The organism is Bradyrhizobium iriomotense (assembly GCF_030160715.1).
In the GTDB taxonomy this organism is placed as follows: Bacteria; Pseudomonadota; Alphaproteobacteria; order Rhizobiales; family Xanthobacteraceae; genus Bradyrhizobium; species Bradyrhizobium iriomotense.
This window is the reverse complement of sequence record NZ_BSOW01000014.1, coordinates 75867-96708: the sequence shown is the minus strand read 5'-3', so window position 1 is coordinate 96708 and position 20842 is coordinate 75867. Positions and strand designations below refer to the sequence as shown.

Genomic DNA, 20842 nt, shown 5'->3' with positions numbered 1-20842 from the left:
GAGCGAGCGGAGGGCTTGCATGACCGTCTCACGCAGGCTTCTCCTTGGATTGCTGCTGCTCCTGCCATCGCTGGCGATGGCTGAGGATTTCCCCGCCAAGCCGATCAAGCTGATCGTGCCGTTCCCGGCCGGCGGCCCCAACGACATCATCGCCCGCGTGATCGGCCAGCGCATGTCCGAGATCGCCGGCCAGCCGGTCGTGATCGACAATCGCGGCGGCCAGGGCGGCGTGCTCGGCACCGATGCGGTCGCAAAGGCTGCTCCCGACGGCTACACGATCGCGATTTCCAGCGCGGGTGCGCTCGCGATCAGCCCGAGCATGGAGAAGGTCGCCTACGACACGCTCGCCGACCTGACGCCGGTCACGCTGGTCGCAACCGTTCCGGAGATGCTGGTCGTCGCCACCAACGTGCCGGTGCAGAACATGAGCGAGCTGGTCGCGCTCGCGAAGGCTCAAGCGGGCAAGCTCAACTTCGCCTCCTCGGGACCCGGCAGCCTGCCGCATCTTGCCGGCGAATTGTTCAAGCTGACGGCGAACATCGACATCGTCCACGTGCCCTATCGCGGCGCGGCGCCCGCGGTGAACGATTTGCTGGGCCAGCAGGTGCAAATGACCTTCCTCGATCTCCCCGTGCTGCTGCCGCAGATCAAGGCAGGCGCCTTGAAACCCATCGCCGTCGGCTCGCCCGACCGCGCACCCACCGCGCCCGAGGTGCCGACCACGGCCGAAGCGGGTTTTCCGGCCCTACGGATCGAGAACTGGTACGGCATGGTGGCGCCGAAGGGCACGCCGAAGGAGATCGTCGACAAGCTGCACCGCCTCGCGACGCAAGCGATGACCGATGCGGCGGTGAAGGAGAAGCTCGCTGCACAAGGCGCGACACTCATCGGCGACAGCCCCGAGCATTTTCGGCAGTTCATCGCGGACGAGACCGCGAAATGGGCGAAGGTGATCAAGGACGCCGGCGTCGAGACGGCGAAGTAGCGGACGATTTGACGCAAGATACCGCCACGAGACAGGCGCGTTCCCTTCCTCCTTGCGGAGGAGGGAGCAGAGCGGAGCATGCGGCCACATTGTAAGTTCACATCAGCGCTGCGCGCACCTCACATCGCCGCTGCGCGCAAATGCTCCACCAGCATCTTCGCCGGCCTTGCCAGAGTCCTGAAACTCCGCGCGCAGATCACGAGCTTGCGGTTGGCCCAGGGATCGCGCAGGCGGACCATGGCGATCGGCATCGTTTTCGCGTAGCGGCGGGCAGCCGCTTCCGGCACCAGCGCAACGCCGACATCGGCGGCGACCATCTGGCAGATCGCATCGAAATCACGCAAGCGCGCACGGAAATGCGGGCGCATGCCGAGCCGAGCGGCGTGTTTCGAGATATGGACCTGGAGCGCGGTGGCGCTTGTCAGTCCGACGAAATCGCAACTGCCCGCCTCCTGGAAATCGATCTGGCGTCGGCCGGCGAACGGGCCGCGGCGCGAGGTCACCAGCGTCAGGCGGTCCTCGCTGAACGGGAAACGCTCGATGTGATCGGGTAGCGCGTGCTCGGCGGCGAAGCCGAGATCGGCGGCGCCCGCGGTGATCGCGGCCGCGATGTCGGTGCTCTCGCGCTCCTCGATGTCGATGGCGACGTCACGGTGATCGCGCAGGAAGCCGGCAAGCGCCTTCGGCAGATGCTCCGACAGCCCCGAGGTGTTGGCGAGGAAATGCACGCTCGCCCTGACCCCACTGGCAAAGCCCGCGAGATCGCCGCGCATCGCCTCGACCTGGTGGATGACGAGCCGCGCATGGTCGAGCAGGCTTTCGCCCGCGGCGGTCAACTCCACGCCGCGCCGCCCGCGCTTCAGAAGCGCAACGCCGAGCGCGTCCTCCAGACCCTTGATCCTCGCGCTCGCGGAGGCCAACGCCAGATGCGAGCGCTCGGCGCCGCGGGTGATACTGCGCTGATCCGCCACCGCGATGAAGAGCTGGAGGTCGACGAGGTCAAATCGCACGGGATAAATCTCCGTTAGCCTTCGTTCTGGACGAAGGCTGGCTCCGTAACCTCCAGATTGTGCCTTCCCCGACGATCGGTCAATGTCGCCGGCATGATCGACCCCCTCATCATTCTGATTGCCGCCGTCTTTCTGCTCGCCGGATTCGTCAAGGGCGTGATCGGACTCGGCCTGCCGACCGTCTCGATGGGCCTGCTCGCGGTGACCATGGCGCCGGGCCGGGCGATCGCCATCGTCATCGTGCCGGCGATCATCACCAACATCTGGCAGACCTTCGTCGGCCCTTACCTGCTCGACATCCTCAGGCGGCTATGGCCGTTGATGCTCGGCACCGTGATCGGAAGCTGGCTCAATGCCGGCGCGCTGACCGGCCCCTATGCGCGCTATGGCACGGTGGTGCTTGGCCTGTTGCTGGTAATCTACGCGATCATCGGGTTGAACAAGTTCCAGTTCCGCGTCGCGCCGAAGAACGAGAAATGGGTCGGCGGTGCCGTCGGCGTCGTCACCGGCGTGATCTCGGCCTCCACCGGCGTGCAGGTGATCCCGTCGATGCCGTTCATGCAGGCGATCGGCATGGAGAAGGACGAACTGGTGCAGGCGCTCGGCGTGTTCTTCACGGTCGCAACGCTCGCGCTCGCCTTCAACCTCACCGCAGGCGGGCTGCTCACGCCGGCCAACGCCGTGCCGGGCATCGTCGCCATGGCCTGTGCCTTTGCCGGCATGTTCATCGGCCAGTCGCTGCGCTCGAAGATGCCGGCCGAAACATTTCGCCGCTGGTTTTTGATCGCGATGATCCTGCTCGGCCTCTACCTCGTCGGTAGCGCACTGGCGAAGGAGTTTGTTTAGCGCGCTTCCAGCATCGCGACGCGGAAGCCGAGATAGACGAAGAGCCCGCCGAGCGCGCGGTTGATCCAGGCGATGATTCCGTCGGACCGCCGGAGCCGCAGCGCGGCCCTCGCGGCAAACGCCGCCAGGAACAGCGACCACAAGGTGCCCGTGCAGATGAAGATCAGGCCAAGCGTCAGGAAGGCGAGCGGCTTGTGCGGGGCATCGGCTGCGACGAATTGCGGCAGGAAGGCCAGGAAGAACAGCGCGACCTTGGGATTGAGCGCGTTGGTGAAGACGCCCTGAAGGAAAACCCGCCGGAGCGGCGTCCGCCCATCCTCACCCGTCAGGGAACCCGCGAGCACCGGCCGCGACCACAGCATCTGCAAGCCGGTCAGCACCAGATAGGCAGCTCCCACCAGCTTCACGACCGCGAACGCGGTGGACGAGGCCATCAAGAGCGCCGAGAGACCGATTGCCGCACCCGTGACGTGGAATAAGCAGCCGCAACTGATGCCGAACGCCGCTGCGGCCCCGCCGCGCCAGCCCAATTGCAAGCTGCGGCCGATGACATAGACCGTATCTGGTCCCGGCGTGATGTTGAGAGCCACGCCCGACAGGATGAAGAGCCAGAGTTCGTGGATGCCGAGCATGTCTCGCGTCCCTCAAGGCCGCCCAAGCGGCCGGCTTAGTCGGTTCGGTCGCTCGCGTCCACCACCGGATTTGCGTAGGATTTGCAACGAAATTGCAATGCGGATCACACTTCCGCTTGCCTGCGCGTGCTCTATAAGGACTAGGTTCTGGAAATGCACGGATTCGCGGACGACCGCCACGTCGGTGGCCGGTGCCCGATCCCTTGGAGCCTGCGAGGATATGGAGAGACGCCTGGCCGCCATCGTCTGCGCCGACGTCGCCGGCTATTCCCGCATGATGGGCACTGACGAGGCAGGCACCCACGCCGCCTTCAAGGCCCATCGCAGCGCGATCCATCCCATCATCCTCAATCATGGCGGCCGCGTCGTGAAGAACACCGGCGACGGCTTCCTGCTGGAATTCCCCAGCATCGTCGGCGCCACCGAAGCCGCGATCGCGATGCAGATGCTGATGGCGGAGCGCAACGAGCACCTGCCCGCCGACCGCGCCATGCAGTTCCGGCTCGGGATCCACATGGGCGACATCATTGCCGACGAGGACGAGGTGTTCGGCGACGACGTCAACATCGCCGTCCGCCTCGAATCGGTGGCAAACCCCGGCGGGTTCGCGATCTCGGCCAAGGCCTATGGCGAGGCAGGCAAGCATCTCAACATGCCCTTGGCCGATGCCGGCGCGCACCGCTTCAAGAACATCAAGGAGCCGGTCGGCGTCTTCACCTGGATGCCGGACGGCAGGTCTGCGCAGGCAGCCCAGACCAAGGAGGTCTCGGCGCTGCCGCAGCAATATCGCACCGCGATCGTCGGCGTGCTGCCCTTTGCCAACCTAAGCGACGCGGGCGATGAATATTTCTCCGACGGCCTCACCGAGGATCTGATCCACGCGCTGGCCCTGCAATCCTTCTATCGCGTGCTCAGCCGCAACTCGACCTTCGCCTTCAAGGGCAAGAACCTCTCGACCCGCCTGATCGCGCGCGAGATCGACGCGACCTACCTGATCCAGGGTTCGGTGCGGCGGGCCGGTAGCAAGATCCGCGTCACAGCCGAGCTGATTGCGCCGGAGACCGGCGAGCAGCTCTGGACCGGCCGCTACGACCGCGACATCGGCGATCTCTTCGCCATGCAGGACGAGATCACGACCAACCTGTCGGCTGCGATCGCGACCGAGATTTTTCGCGCCGAAGCCTCGGCTCCGGCGCGCCAGACCAACGACGTCACGGCCTGGGACCGATTCCTGAAGGGGCTGTCACATTACTACCGGCAGACCAAGGAAGACTTCGACACCGCCATCGCGTTGTTCAAGGAGGCAATCGCGCTCGACTCGAAGCTGTCGATCGCGCATGCCTATCTCGCGACGATCCAGCTCCAGAGCATCCAGTTCGGCTGGGTCAAGGGCTCGCGCGAGATGTGGGTCGCGGCGATGCATCTGGCCGAGACCAGCGTCCGGCTCGACCCGCGCTCCTCCTTCGCATTCTCGATCCTGTCCTGGGTTCATGCGCAGGACGGGCACTACGAGGCTGCGATGGACGCGGCCAAGCGCGCCGTCGCGCTCAACCCCTACGACATGGGCGCGCGTGGCGTGCTCGGCATCTGCCACTTCGTCATCGGCGAGCATCGCCAGGCGATCGAGCTGTTCTCGATGGCGGCGCAGCGCGGCAACAGCGATCCGCGCTACCAATGGGCGGCGCTGAACGCGTTCAGCCATTATATGCTCGGCCAATACGACGCGACGTTGTCGTGGGCCCGGGAGCAGCTCTACATCAATCCGAACCACATGCAGGCGCTCGCGATCCGCGCCGCGGCACTGGCGCAGCTCGGGCGGGCCGACGAAGCCACTGAGGCCGCCGAGGTGCTGATGAGCAACTACCCGAGCCTGACGGTCGAGCGGCACCTGAGGAATTTTCACTGGAAGCAGGCTTCGGACCTCGCCCATTACCGCGAAGGGCTGCTGAAAGCGGGCGTCCCGCTCGTCAAGCTCAGCCTCATCCAGAGCGACGTCAAACGCGCCGCAGATTCCTGAAGGGCAAACCGCGACAGGTGGTGCCGTCACGCGCGCTTCTGTTGACAGCGCAGTGATTCGGCCACACTTCGTTGCACGCTGTAGTAGTATAAGCTGCCGGTCCAGCGCTTTCTCTTTGTTAGGACTTTCTGCGCTCTATCGGCGCGTTGCCTTTCCATGATTCGTTACTTTCAGGATTTTGCGCCATGGATGAACCCGCAAAGCCGTTCACCCCGCCGATCGAGGTGTCGCCGGACAACCCGTGTCCGTTCCTGCGCGGCCTCGTCGCCGAAGGCTTCGTCAAGGGCGGCACCGTGCCGCTCGGCACGCTGTCGAAGACCATCGGGGCGGCGAGCGGCGAGGTGGGCTGGCGGAAGGTCAAGGCGCAGATCGAGATCTATCAGGTCGCGCTGATCGCCAACGGTCTCAGTCCCTGGCGCCTCCTCAAGAGCTGGTGGTCGGGCGCGCAGCTCGATCATTTGCGCAACGGCCCGCTGGACAAGCACGGCGCCGGCTCGCGCATCCTCGATGAGCATGCGCAGGTGCATCCTGGCGAGATCGACCGCCTGGCGAGCTTCGGCCGCGACTATCCCGATCCTTGCGGCGGCGTCGAGCGCGGCCTCAACGAGGGCGAGGTCACCACCTATATGCGCGCAAACTTCGAACGCGCGGACAACAAGCGCTGGTACTATCCGATCCTGATGAAGGGCGAGTGGCCGGTGCTGCTGCGCATCATGGGCAAGGGCGACCGCAAGAACCGCTATCTCAGCGTCGCCGAAGTCAGGACGCTGTTCGAGACGCGCCAATTCCCCAGCCGGATCGTGCAGCGATTGCTCAACCAGCCCGTGCTGTCGCGCGGCCAGCACGTGGTCCGCGGCATCGCCAAGGCCGCCGCAGTTCTTGCGCTCCTTGTAGCCGCCGCCGTCGTGGCCGTTGCCGAATTCCCCAACCAGGTCCGCGCGATCCTACCCACCAAATTGCAGGCCATATTGCCGCCGCCGCTGCCCGCCCTGCCGCAAACCAATACGGCCTACTGGCTCGACCAGAACTGGTCACTGGAGGATCGGCACTGGTTCCACCACGTCAGTCAGGGTACTGCGACCTTTCCGGTGCCCTACGCCTGGTTCGTCGCGCTGGAGCAGCCGACCCTCAACCTGTTCTTCCGAAACGGCATGCTGAAGGACAGCGCCTATCTCGAGCGCTTCGGCTTCATCCCGAGCCCGCAGACCATCCACACCGACGAGACCACGCTGCGCCGCTACGGCTATGCCAACGTTTACGACACGACGCCGGCGACCGCCTCCTATGGCGAGTGGAAGACTCCAGTCGAGAACGTCGACGGCCTGCCGGTCGGCTTCGCGCGACTGACCGGTGTCATCGATCCCGCCTCCGGCCGCCGCGAGGACGACAAGATCGGGCTCACCTGCGCGGCGTGCCACACCGGGCATATCCGCTACAAGGGCGTCGACGTGCGCTTCGACGGCGGACCAGCGATGACCGACCTGAAGAAGCTGGAGCTCGTAACCGGCCTTTCGATTGTCTACACTTGGAAGCTGCCAACCCGCTTCAAGCGCTTCGCCGATCGCGTGCTCGGCCCTGGCGCCAGCGACGTCGAGCGCAAGGAGCTCAAGCAGAGGCTCGGCGAGGTCGGTCAGTTCCTGCTCGATTGGCAGGGCAAATATGACAAGACGATCGGGGACAAGAAGCAGAAGGACACCGAGGAGGGTTTCGGCCGGCTCGACGCGCTCAACCGCATCGGCAACCAGGTGTTCTCACAGGACTTTGCGCTCAGCGGCCTCGACGGTTTTGAGAAGAACCTGCATGCCCAGGATGCGCCGGTGAGCTTCCCGCCGATCTGGACCGTGCCGTGGCTCAAATACGCGCAATACGATGCCTCGATCGAGCAGCCGCTGATCCGCAACGCCGGCGAAGCCCTCGGTGTCACCGCGCTGCTCAACCTGTCCAACGACTATGCCGCCGACAAGCTGTTCCGCTCCTCCGTCGCGCTCCAGGACCTGGAGTGGATCGAGCATCTGGTGGCCGGCAAGGACACGCTGGCCGAGAAGAAGTTCAGCGGGCTCCAGGCGCCGAAATGGCCGTCGCAGCTGTTCGGCGACAGCGCCTGGAAGATCGAGGGCAAACGCGTCGAGAAGGGCCGCAAGATCTATGGAGAGATGTGCGCCGGCTGTCATCTGGGACCGATCAACGATGCGGAGTACCATGACGACAATCCGCAAAAGATGTTCTGGTCCTCGTCGCATTGGGAGGACAGCGGCAGCAGCAAGGTGCTCAATCCCGTTCAGATTCCCGTCAGCGAGATCAAGACCGATCCGGCGCAGGCCGACGTGCTGACGAAACGCACCGTCGAGGTGCCGGGCTTCCTGAACGTGAAGCCGGCGCAGCAGCTCACCGAATGGTGGGGATGCAAGGGCCTGGCTGACAAGGCCGAGATGCCCTACTCGCTCGCGCTGATGACAGTGGTCGACCTCGTCGCGCGGAAATGGATGAGCGAGGCGAAGATGACCGACGAGCAGCAGAAGACGTGGTGGGGCGTGCGTCAGAATTGCCCCAACCCCGCGTCTCCCCCGCCGCGCTATCGCACGCGCCCCTTGGACGGCATCTGGGCGACGGCGCCGTACTTGCACAACGGCTCGGTGCCCTCGCTCTACTGGCTGTTCAAGCCTGCGGCCGAACGGCCGAAATCATTCTGCATGGGCGCGCGTGATTACGATCCCAAGCAGGTGGGCTTTGCCGTCGTCGACGGTGAAAAGTGCGCCACGGGCGAAACACGGTTCACAACGACCTGGCCCGACGGATCCGCAGTCAACGGCAACAGCGTCGGCGGCCATTCCTTCGAAGGCGAAGCAGGTGCGCAACGACCGCCGGGCGTGATCGGCCGCGGCTTCCGGGACGACGACGAGCGCTACGACCTGATCGAGTATCTGAAGACATTGTAGCCGGTTCGTTTAGCTTGGAGGCGCGCTGCCCCCTCACCCGAACAGCGGCGTGCCTGGCACGAAGGCATCGAAAGCCGCCCAGAACTGGGCGCGGTAGCGATCCTGCTCCTGGAGGATCTCGTGCTTGGCGCCGGCGATCACGAGGTGGGAGCCGGCGCGCAAGTGATAGGCGAACTCCTCGATCGCAGCGGTGGAAACGATGGAGTCGTTGGAGGCCGCCAGCATCAGGATCGGCTGGCGGATCTCGGACGGATAGGACATGCCCTTGAAGGTGTGCATCGCGCGGCACGCGGTGTCGGCCCAGGCGATCGTCGGCGAGGCAAGGCCCAGCGTCGGATCCTCCTCGAGGATCGCCGCATTGCGCGCATAGCGCACGGGATCGCTGGTCAGGGGATTGTTGATGAAGGGATCCATGCCAGTGATGCGATCGTTGCCGCCGGGAATGTAGCGGCCGCCCTGCCCGAGCAGCCGCAGGGTCTTGAGCAGGACCCGTGACGGAAACGAGGTGGCGCGGCCCGGCAAGTCGATCATCGGCGCCGACAGCACCATGCGGTCGAACCAGCGCTTGCCCGAATGTGCAACCCTGAGCATCACGGCACCGCCCATGGAATGGGCGAGCGCGAAGAAGGGTGGCGGACAGTCGGGCAGCACCACCTGCTGCACGAAGGTCTCGACGTCGATCTCGAAGTCGGAGAAGGACCGCACATAACCCTTGCGCGGATCGCGCAGGCGGCGCGAGGAATGGCCCTGCCCGCGCCAGTCGATCATCGCCACGGCAAAGCCGCGGTCGCGCAGATCCCGCACCGTCTCGAAATATTTTTCGATCTGCTCGCTGCGTCCGGTGAAGACGCAGACCGTGCCCTTGCGGCCCGCGGGCGGCGCCCAGCGCGCAAAGCGCAGCTCGGCGCCGTCGGGCGTTTTGATGGTGCCGCTGACGACGTTTTCGGGAACGGGATTGGCGGGAATCGAGACCAGCGTCATGGGCAGGAAATGCCAGGAATCAAGGGGCGGGAGCGCCGAAAAGGCGCTGCTATCGCCCTCTTGAACGCTGTTTCGACCCACCCATATCATTTTCGTGCAGGCCGCTACCAGTGCTTCGGGAACCCGAGCATCAGGCTGCACACAGACTAAAGCCCGGCCCGATTGGCGGGCGGGTTACCAGATCAGTCGCTCAATGGAGGACTAACCATGCGTACCTACGACCTCACTCCCTTCTATCGCTCCACCGTCGGCTTCGACCGTCTCTTCAGCCTGCTCGATCAGACGACTTCGGACGGCAGCCCCGGCTATCCCCCCTACAACATCGAGCGCACCGGCGAGAACGCCTACCGCATCACCGTTGCGGTCTCCGGGTTCTCCAAGGACGAGCTGTCCATCGTCGCGAAGGAAAACACGCTGACGATCAAGGGCGAGAAAGTCGCCAATGAGAACAGCAAGTCCGAAGTGCTCTATCGCGGCATCGCCGCACGCGCCTTCGAGCGCGCCTTCCAGCTTGCCGATTTCGTGCAGGTGAAGGACGCCTCGCTCGAGAACGGCCTGCTCCATGTCGACCTCGTGCGCGAAATTCCCGAGGCCAAGAAGCCGCGCCAGATCGCGATCAACACCAGCGCGTCGGCCACCCAGGTGATCGAGGGCGAGAAGGCGGCCGCTTAAGGCGTCCATAGCATTCGACTTTCAAGTTGCGAAAACGCCCCGGTGCCCCGGGGCGTTTTTGTTTGTCTGGTCTTGCACTGCATCACAGAGCGGTGAAGGAGCGTAACAAGGCCGCCTGGCGATCCGTCCTTCCTGGCATCGGACCAAGACAGACGGAGAATGTGACCATGAAAGTCTGGCGCACCTTGTTAGTCGCGGCGAGCCTGCTGGCCGCGCCCATCACCCTTGCCCATGCACAATCAACGGCGCCGGTGAAGGCGAAGAATGTCGTGCTGGTGCATGGTGCCTGGGCTGACGGCTCGAGCTGGTCCGAGGTCATCCCGATCCTGCAGGCGGCAGGATTGCACGTCACGGCCGTGCAGAACCCGCTGACGTCGCTCTCCGATTCCGTCGAGGCCACCCAACGCGCGCTGGCCGAACAGGATGGCCCAACCGTGCTGGTCGCCCATTCCTGGGGCGGCACCGTCATCAGCCAGGTTGGCACCGATCCGAAGGTGACCGGTCTCGTCTACATCGCCGCGCGTGCGCCGGATGCAAACGAGGATTTCGTGGCGCTGTCGAAGCAATTCCCGACCGGCCCGGTGCGCGCCGGCATTGTCGAGCGCGACGGCTTCACAAAGCTCTCCGAGGACGCGTTCCTGAAATATTTTGCCAATGGCGTCGCGCCGCAGCAGGCGAAGGAGCTCTATGCCGTGCAATGGCCGACGGCGGCCTCGATCTTCGCCGGCCGCACCACGGACGCCGCGTGGCATGCGAAGCCGAGCTGGTACGCGGTGTCGAAGAATGACGACACCATCAACCCCGACCTGCAACGTTTCCTTGCTAAGCGCATGCACGCGACCACCGTCGAGCTCGATGCCGGCCACCTGTCGCTGGTGTCACGTCCGAAGGAAGTGGCGAGTCTGATCCTGCAGGCGGCGGGCTACGGGCCGAGCTGAGCGCGTACTTTCTTGTTTTGCGCAGCTCCCTCCCCAAACGTCGTCCCGGCGCAGGCCCGGACCCATATCCACAGGGAGAAGTTCGGCGAAGATTCGTCGTTCGGTATTCGCACCGAGCCCATCGATAGACCTCGCGGTATGGGTCCCGGCCTTCGCCGGGACGACACGGTGAGTGGGGCGCGCAGCGCAGATCGAACGATCAAGATGCGGCGCGCCCTACTCCAGCCCCTGCGCCGCGGGCATCTCCTGCGTCGGCAAAATCGTCGGGGCGGGCTTGGCCTGGCCGACGGTTGGAGCCGCGGACTGCGGCGCCTCGGCGGGCTTGGCCTGCGCGGCGGCGGCTTGCTGTGAAGCTTGCGGCTGCTGCGCTTGGGCCTGGTGTGGTGCGGCCTCGGATGGCGCCGGCCTGGCGGTGGCCACAGGCGTCTCGCCGCGCGGCGGGGCTGCCTTCGGAATCGGGACGGTGCGGCTTGCGACATGCGGGATCGACGCCGGCGGCCGCGGCGCGGCGCTGCGGATCACGGTCGGCGGCGGCAGCGCGCCCTGCGGCCCGTAAGGGGCTACCGCACCTTCATCATAGGCCGGCCCCATGCCGAAACCTGGCCCGAAGGCCGGCACGAAACGTAAAATCCGCCCGTCTCGGGCGTCAATCACGAGCCGGCCGTCGTCGCCGCGGCGGTCGACCACCGCGATGGTGTAGACCAGCCCACGCAGGCGCGGGATGCCGAGCGGCGAGAAGCCGTTTTCGCGCAGCACGGCGTAGACCTCGGTCGCCGGCAGCAACGCCGGCGCGGGCCCGCGCTCATACTCGTAGCCGTACCCATAGCCATAGGGGCGCGGCGGCGCTTCGAGCGGACCATAGGGCCCGTCGAAATCCGAGACCGCGGTGGTGGGCCCGCGCAGTCCTCCGTTCCCCAGCCCCTGCGCGTCGGCAGCAGATACCGCCAGCACACATGCGGCGGCAGCCACCCATCCTGTGAACAACTTCATGGTCGGAACGCTCCTGTCAGGCCCTAGGGGCGGCATGCGCTCGTTCGCTTGTTCAGCCATGGCGCGCCTTTCGAAGGGCTGATCGGAAGCTTCCCCCGGGATTCCGACGGCCTCAGGGCCGGATCGCGGCGCGTTTGCCTCAAATCGGGGACGCCTGATGCGGGAAAGCGCGTGATTGACACCTTGGGAATCGGGACTTTTGCGTGCTTGTGTGCTAGACAAAATTTTGGCAAGGTGATGGTTAGGACAGGAAAGCTGTCTTAATTTTGCTTGTGATCCCGGCACAGGGATTGCAACGAAAAGCGGTGCTCTCGAGCGCCAAGAAGATGCAGGCCAAAGCCGTTCTCGGGGACGTGGAACGCCCAGGCCTGAATTTAAGAAAATGCGGCTCGCAACGGACGAGCGGTGGCCCGAGAGAGGGTGCCCGCGGAACGCCCAAGGTGCGCCGAAGATAGCGGTGAGGCAGCTTGCCGCATGGAGAGGACAGGAACAATGAACGGGTCGCAATTCGAGCGCGCAAACTTCGTGGCAGAAGAGCTGTCGGCGACGGTCGCCTCGAAAACGACCGACCGCGAGCATACGTTCCGTCCGCCCGCCGAAGGCCTGTACGACCTGAGCATGGAGAAGGACTCCTGCGGCGTCGGCTTCATCGCCAACATCAAGGGCAAGAAGTCGCACGAGATCGTCTCGGACGCGCTCAACATCCTCTGCAACCTCGAGCATCGCGGCGCGGTCGGCGCCGATCCGCGCGCCGGCGATGGCGCGGGCATCCTGGTGCAAATCCCGCACGCCTTCTTCGTTCGCAAGACCAAGGCGCTCGGCTTCACGCTGCCGGCGCCGGGTGAATATGCGATCGGCGCGCTGTTCATGCCGCGCGACACCGCCTGGCGCAACGTCATCAAGAGCATCATCGCCGACCAGATCAAGGCCGAGGGCCTGAAGCTGCTCGGCTGGCGCGACGTGCCGACCGACAATTCTTCGCTGGGCGAGACCGTCAAGCCGACCGAACCCGCCTGCATGCAGGTGTTCATCGCCCGCAACGGCGCCGCCAAGACCGAGGACGAATTCGAGCGGAAGCTCTACATCCTGCGCAAGTCGATCTCGCAGGCAATCTACCAGCGCCGGGATCGCGGGCTCGCCGGCTATTACCCCTGCTCGCTGTCCTGCCGCACGGTGATCTACAAGGGCATGTTCCTCGCCGACCAGGTCGGCAAGTACTATCCCGATTTGCAGGAGCCGGATTTCGAGAGCGCGCTCGCGCTCGTGCATCAGCGCTTCTCGACCAACACCTTCCCGACCTGGTCGCTGGCGCATCCCTACCGGATGATCGCGCATAACGGCGAGATCAACACGCTGCGCGGCAACGTCAACTGGATGGCGGCGCGTCAGGCTTCCGTGAGCTCCGAGCTTTACGGCAAGGACATCAGCCGGCTCTGGCCGATCTCCTATGAAGGGCAGAGCGACACCGCCTGCTTCGACAACGCGCTCGAATTCCTGGTGCAGGGCGGCTACTCGCTGCCGCACGCGGTCATGATGATGATCCCGGAGGCGTGGGCCGGCAATCCGCTGATGGATGAGAAGCGCCGCGCCTTCTACGAATATCACGCCGCCCTGATGGAGCCATGGGATGGCCCCGCCGCGATCGCCTTCACCGACGGCCGCCAGATTGGCGCGACGCTCGACCGCAACGGCCTGCGGCCCGCGCGCTATCTCGTGACCAAGGACGACCGCATCGTGATGGCGTCCGAAATGGGCGTGCTCAAGATCCCGGAGGACCAGATCGTCACCAAGTGGCGCTTGCAGCCCGGCAAGATGCTGCTGGTCGACCTCGAGCAGGGTCGCCTCATTCCCGACGACGAGATCAAGGCCGAGCTTGCCAAGAGCCATCCCTACAAGGAGTGGCTGAGCCGCACCCAGATCGTGCTGGAGGAGCTGCCGAAGGCGCCGACCACCGGCGTGCGCTCGAACCTGTCGCTGCTCGACCGGCAACAGGCGTTCGGCTACAGCCAGGAAGACATCAACATCCTGATGACGCCGATGGCCTCCACCGGCGAGGAAGCCACGGGCTCGATGGGCAACGACACGCCGGTCTCGGCGCTGTCGGCCAAGCCCAAGCCGCTGTTCACCTACTTCAAGCAGAACTTTGCGCAGGTCACCAACCCTCCGATCGACCCGATCCGCGAGGAGCTGGTGATGAGCCTGGTCTCGATCATCGGGCCGCGGCCGAACCTGTTCGACCTGCAAGGCCTTGCCACGACCAAGCGCCTCGAAGTGCGCCAGCCGATCCTGACCGACGCGGATCTCGAAAAGATCCGGTCGATCGCCGATCTCGGCGATTCCCATTTCAAGTCGCGCACGCTCGACACCACCTTCCACGCCGGCCTCGGTGCTGCCGGCATGGACCAGGTGCTCGATGAGCTCTGCGCGCGTGCGGAAGCCGCGGTGCGCGAAGGCGTCAACATCATCATCCTGTCCGACCGCATGGTCGGCACCGACCGGGTGCCGATCCCCGCGCTGCTCGCCTGCGCCGCCGTTCATCATCACCTGATCCGCGTCGGCTTGCGCACCTCGGTCGGCATCGTCGTCGAATCCGGCGAGCCGCGCGAAGTGCATCACTTCGCCTGCCTTGCCGGCTACGGCGCGGAAGCGATCAATCCCTATCTCGCGTTCGAGACCATCATCGCGATGAAGGACCGCCTGCCGGCCGCACTCGACGACTACGAGATCGTCAAGCGCTACATCAAGTCGATCGGCAAGGGCCTTCTCAAGGTGATGTCCAAGATGGGCATCTCGACCTACCAGTCCTACTGCGGCGCGCAGATCTTCGACGCGGTCGGCCTGAAGGCAGACTTCGTCTCGAAGTTCTTCGCCGGTACGCACACCCGCATCGAGGGCGTGGGTCTCGCCGAGATCGCGGAAGAGGCGGTGCGGCGCCATGCCGACGCGTTTGGCGACGCACAGGTCTACAAGAGCGCGCTCGACGTCGGCGGCGAATATGCCTACCGCACCCGCGGCGAGGACCATGCCTGGACGGCCGAGTCGGTGTCGCTGCTCCAGCACGCCGCCCGCGGCAATTCGCAGGAGCGCTACCGCGCCTTCGCAAAGATCCTCAACGAGCAGTCGGAGCGTCTGTTGACGCTGCGCGGTCTGTTCCGGATCAAGAGCGCGGAGGAAGAGAAGCGCAAGCCCATACCGGTCGACCAGGTCGAGCCGGCCAAGGACATCGTCAGGCGTTTCGCCACGGGTGCGATGAGCTTCGGCTCGATCTCACGCGAGGCGCACACGACGCTCGCGATCGCCATGAACCGGATCGGCGGCAAGTCGAACACCGGCGAAGGCGGCGAGGAGGCCGACCGCTTCAAGCCGCTGCCGAACGGCGATTCCATGCGCTCGGCGATCAAGCAGGTGGCCTCGGGCCGTTTCGGCGTGACGACGGAGTATCTCGTCAACTCCGACATGATGCAGATCAAGATGGCGCAGGGCGCCAAGCCCGGCGAAGGCGGGCAGTTGCCCGGCCACAAGGTCGATGCGACCATCGCCAAGGTCCGGCATTCGACGCCGGGCGTCGGCCTGATCTCGCCGCCGCCGCACCATGACATCTACTCGATCGAGGATCTGGCGCAGCTCATCTACGACCTCAAGAACGTCAACCCAACGGGCGACGTCTCGGTCAAGCTCGTCTCCGAGATCGGCGTCGGCACGGTCGCGGCCGGTGTCGCCAAGGCGCGCGCCGACCATGTCACCATCGCCGGCTTCGAGGGCGGCACCGGCGCTTCGCCGCTGACCTCGATCAAGCATGCAGGTTCGCCCTGGGAGATCGGGCTCGCTGAAACCCACCAGACGCTGGTGCGTGAGCGGCTGCGCAGCCGCATCGCGGTCCAGGTCGACGGCGGCTTCCGCACCGGGCGTGACGTCGTGATCGGCGCGCTGCTCGGCGCGGACGAGTTCGGCTTTGCGACCGCGCCGCTGATCGCGGCCGGCTGCATCATGATGCGCAAGTGCCATCTCAACACCTGCCCGGTCGGCGTTGCGACGCAAGACCCCGTCCTGCGCAAGCGCTTCACCGGCCAGCCCGAGCACGTGATCAACTACTTCTTCTTCGTCGCCGAAGAGGTTCGCGAGATCATGGCGAGCCTCGGCTTCCGCAGCTTCAACGAGATGGTCGGCCAGACCCAGATGCTCGACCAGACCCGTCTGGTCGCGCACTGGAAGGCCAAGGGCCTCGATTTCTCGAAGCTGTTCGTCAAGCAGAAGGAAGAGAAGGGCCAGAAGATCTATCACTCGGAGCGCCAGAACCATCATCTGGAGGCCGTGCTCGATCGCAAGCTGATCGAGAAGGCAACGCCCGCGCTCGACCGCGGTGCGCCGGTGAAGGTCGAAGCCGAGATCAACAACACCGATCGTTCCGCCGGCGCGATGCTGTCGGGCGCGGTGGCCAAGATCTACGGCCATGCCGGGCTTCCGCATGACACGATCCATGTCAGCCTCAAGGGCACCGCCGGCCAGGCCTTCGGCGCGTGGCTCGCCCACGGCGTCACCTTCGAGCTCGAGGGTGAAGGCAACGACTATGTCGGCAAGGGCCTGTCGGGCGGCAAGATCATCGTCAAGCCGCCGCGCAACGGCGGCATCGTGCCGGAAGAGAGCATCATCGTCGGCAATACCGTGATGTACGGCGCGATCGAGGGCGAATGCTACTTCCGCGGCATCGCCGGCGAACGTTTTGCCGTGCGCAACTCGGGCGCGGTCGCGGTGGTCGAGGGTGCGGGCGATCATTGCTGCGAATACATGACGGGCGGCATCGTGGTCGTGCTCGGCAAGACCGGGCGCAACTTCGCAGCCGGCATGTCCGGCGGCATCGCCTATGTGCTCGACGAGGCCGGCGACTTCGACAAGCTCTGTAACCTCAGCATGGTCGAGCTCGAGCCGGTGCTGTCGGAAGAGCTGATCAACGCCGGCACCTACAACCACTCCGGTGACCTCGAGGCGCATGGCCGGGTCGACGTGTTCGAGAACCTGCTCGATTCCGACGTCGAACGCTTGCACGTCCTGATCTCGCGCCATGAAAAGGCGACCGGTTCCAGGCGTGCAATCGAGATCCTCGCGAACTGGAAGGAATGGCTGCCCAAATTCCGCAAGGTGATGCCGGTCGAGTACCGGCGCGCGCTGCGCGAAATGGCGGCCAACGCGGACGCCGAGCCGAAAATCGCGATCGGGGCGTAAGTCTAACCCCCTCATGGTGAGGAGGCGCGAAGCGCCGTCTCGAACCATGAGGCCACCATCCGGGCCTTCATCCTTCGAGACGCGGCGCAAAGCGCCGCTCCTCAGGATGAGGGGCGAAACGAAAAACGAGCGGCAGGGACTACGGGTTTAATGGGCAAGGTCACGGGTTTTCTCGAAATCGAACGGCACGATCGCAAGTACACCCCGGTCGCCGAGCGCTTGACGCACTTCAAGGAGTTCGTCGTTCCACTCTCCGAGAAGGAAACGCGCGACCAGGCCGCGCGCTGCATGAACTGCGGCATTCCCTATTGCCACGGCACCGGCTCGGTCGCACCGGGCACGGCGGGCTGCCCGGTCAACAACCAGATCCCCGACTTCAACGACCTCGTCTATCAGGGCAACTGGGAAGAGGCCGCGCGCAATTTGCACTCGACCAACAACTTCCCGGAGTTCACCGGCCGCATCTGCCCGGCGCCGTGCGAAGCCTCCTGCACGCTCAACATCGACGACAACCCGGTCACCATCAAGACCATCGAATGCGCAATCGTCGACCGCGCCTGGGAGAACGGCTGGCTGAAGCCCGAGATCAACACTGAGAAGACCGGCAAGAAGGTCGCGGTGATCGGCTCGGGCCCCGCGGGCATGGCCTGCGCGCAGCAGCTCGCGCGCGCCGGTCATGACGTGCACGTCTACGAGAAGTACGCCAAGGCCGGCGGCCTTCTGCGTTATGGCATTCCCGACTTCAAGATGGAGAAGGACATCATCGACCGCCGTGTCGCGCAGATGGCGGCGGAGGGCGTCACCTTCCACTACAACAGCCATGTCGGTGCAACCGGCAGCGTCGATCCGCGCGAGCTGCTCAACGAGTACGACGCCATCGCGCTGACCGGTGGCGCGGAAGCGCCGCGCGACCTGCCGATCCCCGGCCGCGACCTCGACGGCATCCACTACGCGATGGACTTCCTGCCGCAACAGAACCGTCGCAACTCCGAAGAGCCCTTGGGCGGCGTCACCGACATCCTCGCCGGCGGCAAGCATGTCGTCGTCATCGGCGGCGGCGACACCGGCAGCGACTGCATCGGTACCTCGCTGCGCCAGGGCGCCAAGACCGTGACCCAGCTCGAGATCATGCCGGCGCCGCCCGAGCGCGAAAACAAGGGCCTGACCTGGCCGAACTGGCCGCTCAAGATGCGGACGTCCTCGAGCCAGGCCGAAGGCGCGATCCGCGAATACGCCGTGCTGACGCAAAAGTTCTCCGGCGAGAACGGCAAGGTCAAGAAGCTGCATTGCGTGCGCGTCGACGACAAGTTCAAGCCGATGGCCGGCACCGAGTTCGATCTCGACGCCGAGCTCGTGCTGCTCGCGATGGGCTTCGTGCACCCCGTGCACGAGGGCCTCTTGAAGCTGCTCTCGGTCGAGCTCGACCCGCGCGGCAACGTCCGCGCCAACACGCTCGACTACCAGACCTCGCGCCCGAACGTGTTCTCGGCCGGCGACATGCGGAGAGGCCAATCGCTGGTGGTCTGGGCGATCCGCGAAGGCCGTCTGTGCGCAAGGTCGATCGACACGTTCCTGATGGGGAAGACGGACCTGCCGCGGTAGCTATTCGCTCCTCTGCTAGATTTACAGAAGCTGTCATCGCCCGCGAAAGCGGGCGATCCAGTTGTCCCGAGACGTCAGTCGTATACGGGTAGGCCGCGGCGTACTGGATGCCCCGCCTTCGCGGGGCATGACGGCGGAGTGAGGGTGAGAGCAAGCAGCCCTATCTGAGCTCTCGCGCATAGCGGTTGTCCGTCTCCTGTTTAATTCTGCAGCCTCACCCCCAGCATCACCACGGTCGCCTGCGAGCTCGACAGCGGGACGTTCGAATCCAGAATGTCGTGGCGCAGCGAACCCTTGATCCAGAGGTTGCGGTTGAGCTTGTAGATGATGTCGCCTTCGATCGAGTACGTTTTGTCCTTACGCACGTTGTCCTGATAGTCGTACGTGCCGTAGGTGAACTTGCCGATGCCAGTCAGCCAACGGCGGAAGTCGTGATCGACTTCAACGGCGTAAGTGTGCACCAGGATGCCCGGAGAGCCCACAAGCGTCGTCTCGAGGATCTGTGTGTCGGAATTGAATTTCACGGTGGTCAGCCCGCTCGCGTTCCAGACCAGCGAGCCCGCGGTCAGGAAGCCTGAAAGCTGGCTGAGCCGCGGGTCGACATAGTTGCGCGCGGCATAGCCGACCGAGATTTCGCCGGTGAGGATGCGCGTGAATTCGAAGGAGGTGCCGACCTTGGCGTAGCCACCGTTTGAATCGCGGAAGTAGCCGTTGCGGTCGGCGGCCTGGTCGTGCACGCGGGTGTCGCCCTCGATCTCCACGAACGGCTTCAAGCCCGGCTTGAGGTCGTAGGAGAAGCGGCCAACGCCGCCATACTGGTTGAAATTGCGATCGTCGTTGCTGAAGGTCTCGCCATCGGTGAGCTTGGAGTTGGTGTAGGCCGTACGATCGACCGTTGCGCCGGCCGCGACTTCGAAACGGTTGAAGGTCTGGTCGACGCCGAGCGTCGTGCCGTAGGTGGCGTAGATCGGATATTTTTGCAGGCCCGCCTGGATGTTCGGGCTGCCGGGATTGTCGGTGGCAAGCCGCAGGCGCAGCTGCGAGGTCAGCTTGAGATCGCGGTCGACGTCGAGGCGGCCGTCGACATGGCCGGTGAAATCGGGGCGATTGATCTCGACGGGCGCGGGCGAGGCGACGCCGTCGATTGTTGCCGGCAACTGGTTGCCATAACCGGTGAAGGAACCGCGGAGGTCTGCGACCAGCGCGTGGCGCTCCCAGTCGGACATCACGACGAGTTCGGGCGCGACGACATAGACCGGCGAGCCGATCGGCTTGTTGAGGCGCGCCGGGTTGGTGTCGTAGCCGCCGGAGAGCTCGAGCCCCCCCTTGATCAGGAAGCTGCCGGCGTAGTCGCCGACGGGGCCGAAGGGATCGTCGTCGAGCTTGAGGCGCCGGCGCAACGGCTGACCGGGCGCGGTGCCGGCCATCGCCGCCGGCACCGGCGTCTTGTTGGCGGTCTCCGATGGCGGCGGCGCGATGCGCGGCTGGCCGATGCCCGGCGCGGGAGCGCTTGGCGGCGGCGTGCCGGGACCCGGCGCGCGCTTCGGCTTCGGCTGCCCCGGATAAAGTTTTGGCTGCTGCCGCTTGCGATTGAGCGAGTCGTAGCCCGAGGCGCCGGAGCCGTTGGCGGCGGGCAGGCCATAGGTCGGCACTTGACCGACGCGCGAGGGCGCCGGTGCATCCTTGCTCTTGCGCGGATCGGCACTGGGATCGGGCAGCGCCGGCAAGGCATCCGACGCGGGCTGCGCAAAGGTGGTCGTGGCCGTGCGGCGCGTTGGCAACGTGTCCGGCGAGACGAAGCCGCCGCGGTTCGGATTGAAGAGGTCCGGCGTGACGCTCTGGGCGGCCGCGGGCGCGCTCTCCAGCACGGTCAGCACAAGGCATGGCAAGACGGCGCGCACGACGTGCGCGCGTTTGCTCCGGCCCCTGCCTGGAGACGACCCCACGATGTGAAAAACTCCAACGAATTCAGTCACTTTCGCGACGGCTCCCGCGGGCGCGCGGGAACCATCG

13 protein-coding genes are annotated in these 20842 nt (G+C 65.2%); 8 read left to right on the top strand and 5 right to left on the bottom strand.

The window, feature by feature from the left end; genetic code table 11:
* Nucleotides 1-19: 19 nt before the first annotated feature.
* On the top strand, nucleotides 20-985 hold the full coding sequence (locus QQL28_RS20765; protein ID WP_284268256.1) for a Bug family tripartite tricarboxylate transporter substrate binding protein: 966 nt from the start codon (nucleotides 20-22) through the stop codon (nucleotides 983-985).
* A gap of 119 nt (nucleotides 986-1104) precedes the next feature.
* Here the strand turns inward: QQL28_RS20765 and QQL28_RS20760 are convergent, their stop codons facing one another.
* Complete coding sequence (locus tag QQL28_RS20760) at nucleotides 1105-1995, bottom strand: LysR substrate-binding domain-containing protein (protein ID WP_284268254.1); 891 nt, start codon at nucleotides 1993-1995, stop codon at nucleotides 1105-1107.
* Nucleotides 1996-2088: 93 nt separating this feature from the next.
* Here QQL28_RS20760 and QQL28_RS20755 point away from each other — a divergent pair, with 93 nt between their 5' ends.
* Complete coding sequence (locus QQL28_RS20755; protein WP_284268252.1) at nucleotides 2089-2841, top strand: sulfite exporter TauE/SafE family protein; 753 nt, start codon at nucleotides 2089-2091, stop codon at nucleotides 2839-2841.
* Here the strand turns inward: QQL28_RS20755 and QQL28_RS20750 are convergent.
* Complete coding sequence (locus QQL28_RS20750; protein WP_284268250.1) at nucleotides 2838-3473, bottom strand: LysE family translocator; 636 nt, start codon at nucleotides 3471-3473, stop codon at nucleotides 2838-2840. The genes QQL28_RS20755 and QQL28_RS20750 overlap by 4 nt on opposite strands.
* A gap of 220 nt (nucleotides 3474-3693) precedes the next feature.
* Here QQL28_RS20750 and QQL28_RS20745 point away from each other — a divergent pair, with 220 nt between their 5' ends.
* Nucleotides 3694-5490 carry an adenylate/guanylate cyclase domain-containing protein gene (locus QQL28_RS20745; protein WP_284268248.1) on the top strand — a complete coding sequence of 599 codons (1797 nt, stop codon included), beginning with the start codon at nucleotides 3694-3696 and terminating at the stop codon, nucleotides 5488-5490.
* 185 nt (nucleotides 5491-5675) lie between these two features.
* On the top strand, nucleotides 5676-8426 hold the full coding sequence (locus QQL28_RS20740) for a di-heme-cytochrome C peroxidase (protein WP_284268246.1): 2751 nt from the start codon (nucleotides 5676-5678) through the stop codon (nucleotides 8424-8426).
* 33 nt (nucleotides 8427-8459) lie between these two features.
* Here QQL28_RS20740 and QQL28_RS20735 read toward each other — a convergent pair whose 3' ends face one another.
* Nucleotides 8460-9407 (bottom strand): alpha/beta fold hydrolase, encoded by a 948-nt coding sequence (locus QQL28_RS20735; protein WP_284268244.1) that lies wholly within the window; start codon nucleotides 9405-9407, stop codon nucleotides 8460-8462.
* 207 nt (nucleotides 9408-9614) lie between these two features.
* Here QQL28_RS20735 and QQL28_RS20730 point away from each other — a divergent pair, with 207 nt between their 5' ends.
* Nucleotides 9615-10079: an Hsp20 family protein gene (locus QQL28_RS20730; protein ID WP_284268242.1), complete on the top strand. Its 465-nt coding sequence runs from the start codon at nucleotides 9615-9617 to the stop codon at nucleotides 10077-10079.
* Between the two features lie 167 nt (nucleotides 10080-10246).
* On the top strand, nucleotides 10247-11017 hold the full coding sequence (locus tag QQL28_RS20725; protein ID WP_284268240.1) for an alpha/beta fold hydrolase: 771 nt from the start codon (nucleotides 10247-10249) through the stop codon (nucleotides 11015-11017).
* A 216-nt stretch (nucleotides 11018-11233) separates the two neighbouring features.
* Here QQL28_RS20725 and QQL28_RS20720 read toward each other — a convergent pair whose 3' ends face one another.
* Nucleotides 11234-12007 (bottom strand): hypothetical protein, encoded by a 774-nt coding sequence (locus QQL28_RS20720; RefSeq protein ID WP_284268239.1) that lies wholly within the window; start codon nucleotides 12005-12007, stop codon nucleotides 11234-11236.
* Nucleotides 12008-12499: 492 nt separating this feature from the next.
* Here QQL28_RS20720 and gltB point away from each other — a divergent pair, with 492 nt between their 5' ends.
* Both gltB and QQL28_RS20710 read left to right on the top strand, forming a co-directional pair.
* Nucleotides 12500-17227 carry a glutamate synthase large subunit gene (gene gltB / locus QQL28_RS20715; protein ID WP_284268237.1) on the top strand — a complete coding sequence of 1576 codons (4728 nt, stop codon included), beginning with the start codon at nucleotides 12500-12502 and terminating at the stop codon, nucleotides 17225-17227.
* A 150-nt stretch (nucleotides 17228-17377) separates the two neighbouring features.
* A complete protein-coding gene (locus QQL28_RS20710; RefSeq protein ID WP_284268235.1) occupies nucleotides 17378-18829 on the top strand; it encodes a glutamate synthase subunit beta in 1452 nt (483 codons plus the stop codon).
* Nucleotides 18830-19029: 200 nt separating this feature from the next.
* On the opposite strand, the gene QQL28_RS20705 is transcribed toward QQL28_RS20710, so the two are convergent.
* The gene (locus tag QQL28_RS20705; RefSeq protein ID WP_284268233.1) at nucleotides 19030-20775 is read right to left on the bottom strand and encodes an outer membrane beta-barrel protein; all 1746 of its coding nucleotides are present in this window, start codon (nucleotides 20773-20775) and stop codon (nucleotides 19030-19032) included.
* Between the last annotated feature and the right edge of the window lie 67 nt (nucleotides 20776-20842).

Bases quoted from the DNA above. Each gene is read 5' to 3' on its own strand.
- QQL28_RS20765 (WP_284268256.1), top strand. From the start codon at position 20: ATGACCGTCTCACGCAGGCTTCTCCTTGGATTGCTGCTGCTCCTGCCA.
- QQL28_RS20755 (WP_284268252.1), top strand. From the start codon at position 2,089: ATGATCGACCCCCTCATCATTCTGATTGCCGCCGTCTTTCTGCTCGCC.
- QQL28_RS20750 (WP_284268250.1), bottom strand. From the start codon at position 3,473: ATGCTCGGCATCCACGAACTCTGGCTCTTCATCCTGTCGGGCGTGGCT.
- QQL28_RS20745 (WP_284268248.1), top strand. From the start codon at position 3,694: ATGGAGAGACGCCTGGCCGCCATCGTCTGCGCCGACGTCGCCGGCTAT.
- QQL28_RS20740 (WP_284268246.1), top strand. From the start codon at position 5,676: ATGGATGAACCCGCAAAGCCGTTCACCCCGCCGATCGAGGTGTCGCCG.
- QQL28_RS20735 (WP_284268244.1), bottom strand. From the start codon at position 9,407: ATGACGCTGGTCTCGATTCCCGCCAATCCCGTTCCCGAAAACGTCGTC.
- QQL28_RS20730 (WP_284268242.1), top strand. From the start codon at position 9,615: ATGCGTACCTACGACCTCACTCCCTTCTATCGCTCCACCGTCGGCTTC.
- QQL28_RS20725 (WP_284268240.1), top strand. From the start codon at position 10,247: ATGAAAGTCTGGCGCACCTTGTTAGTCGCGGCGAGCCTGCTGGCCGCG.
- QQL28_RS20720 (WP_284268239.1), bottom strand. From the start codon at position 12,007: ATGAAGTTGTTCACAGGATGGGTGGCTGCCGCCGCATGTGTGCTGGCG.
- gltB (WP_284268237.1), top strand. From the start codon at position 12,500: ATGAACGGGTCGCAATTCGAGCGCGCAAACTTCGTGGCAGAAGAGCTG.
- QQL28_RS20710 (WP_284268235.1), top strand. From the start codon at position 17,378: ATGGGCAAGGTCACGGGTTTTCTCGAAATCGAACGGCACGATCGCAAG.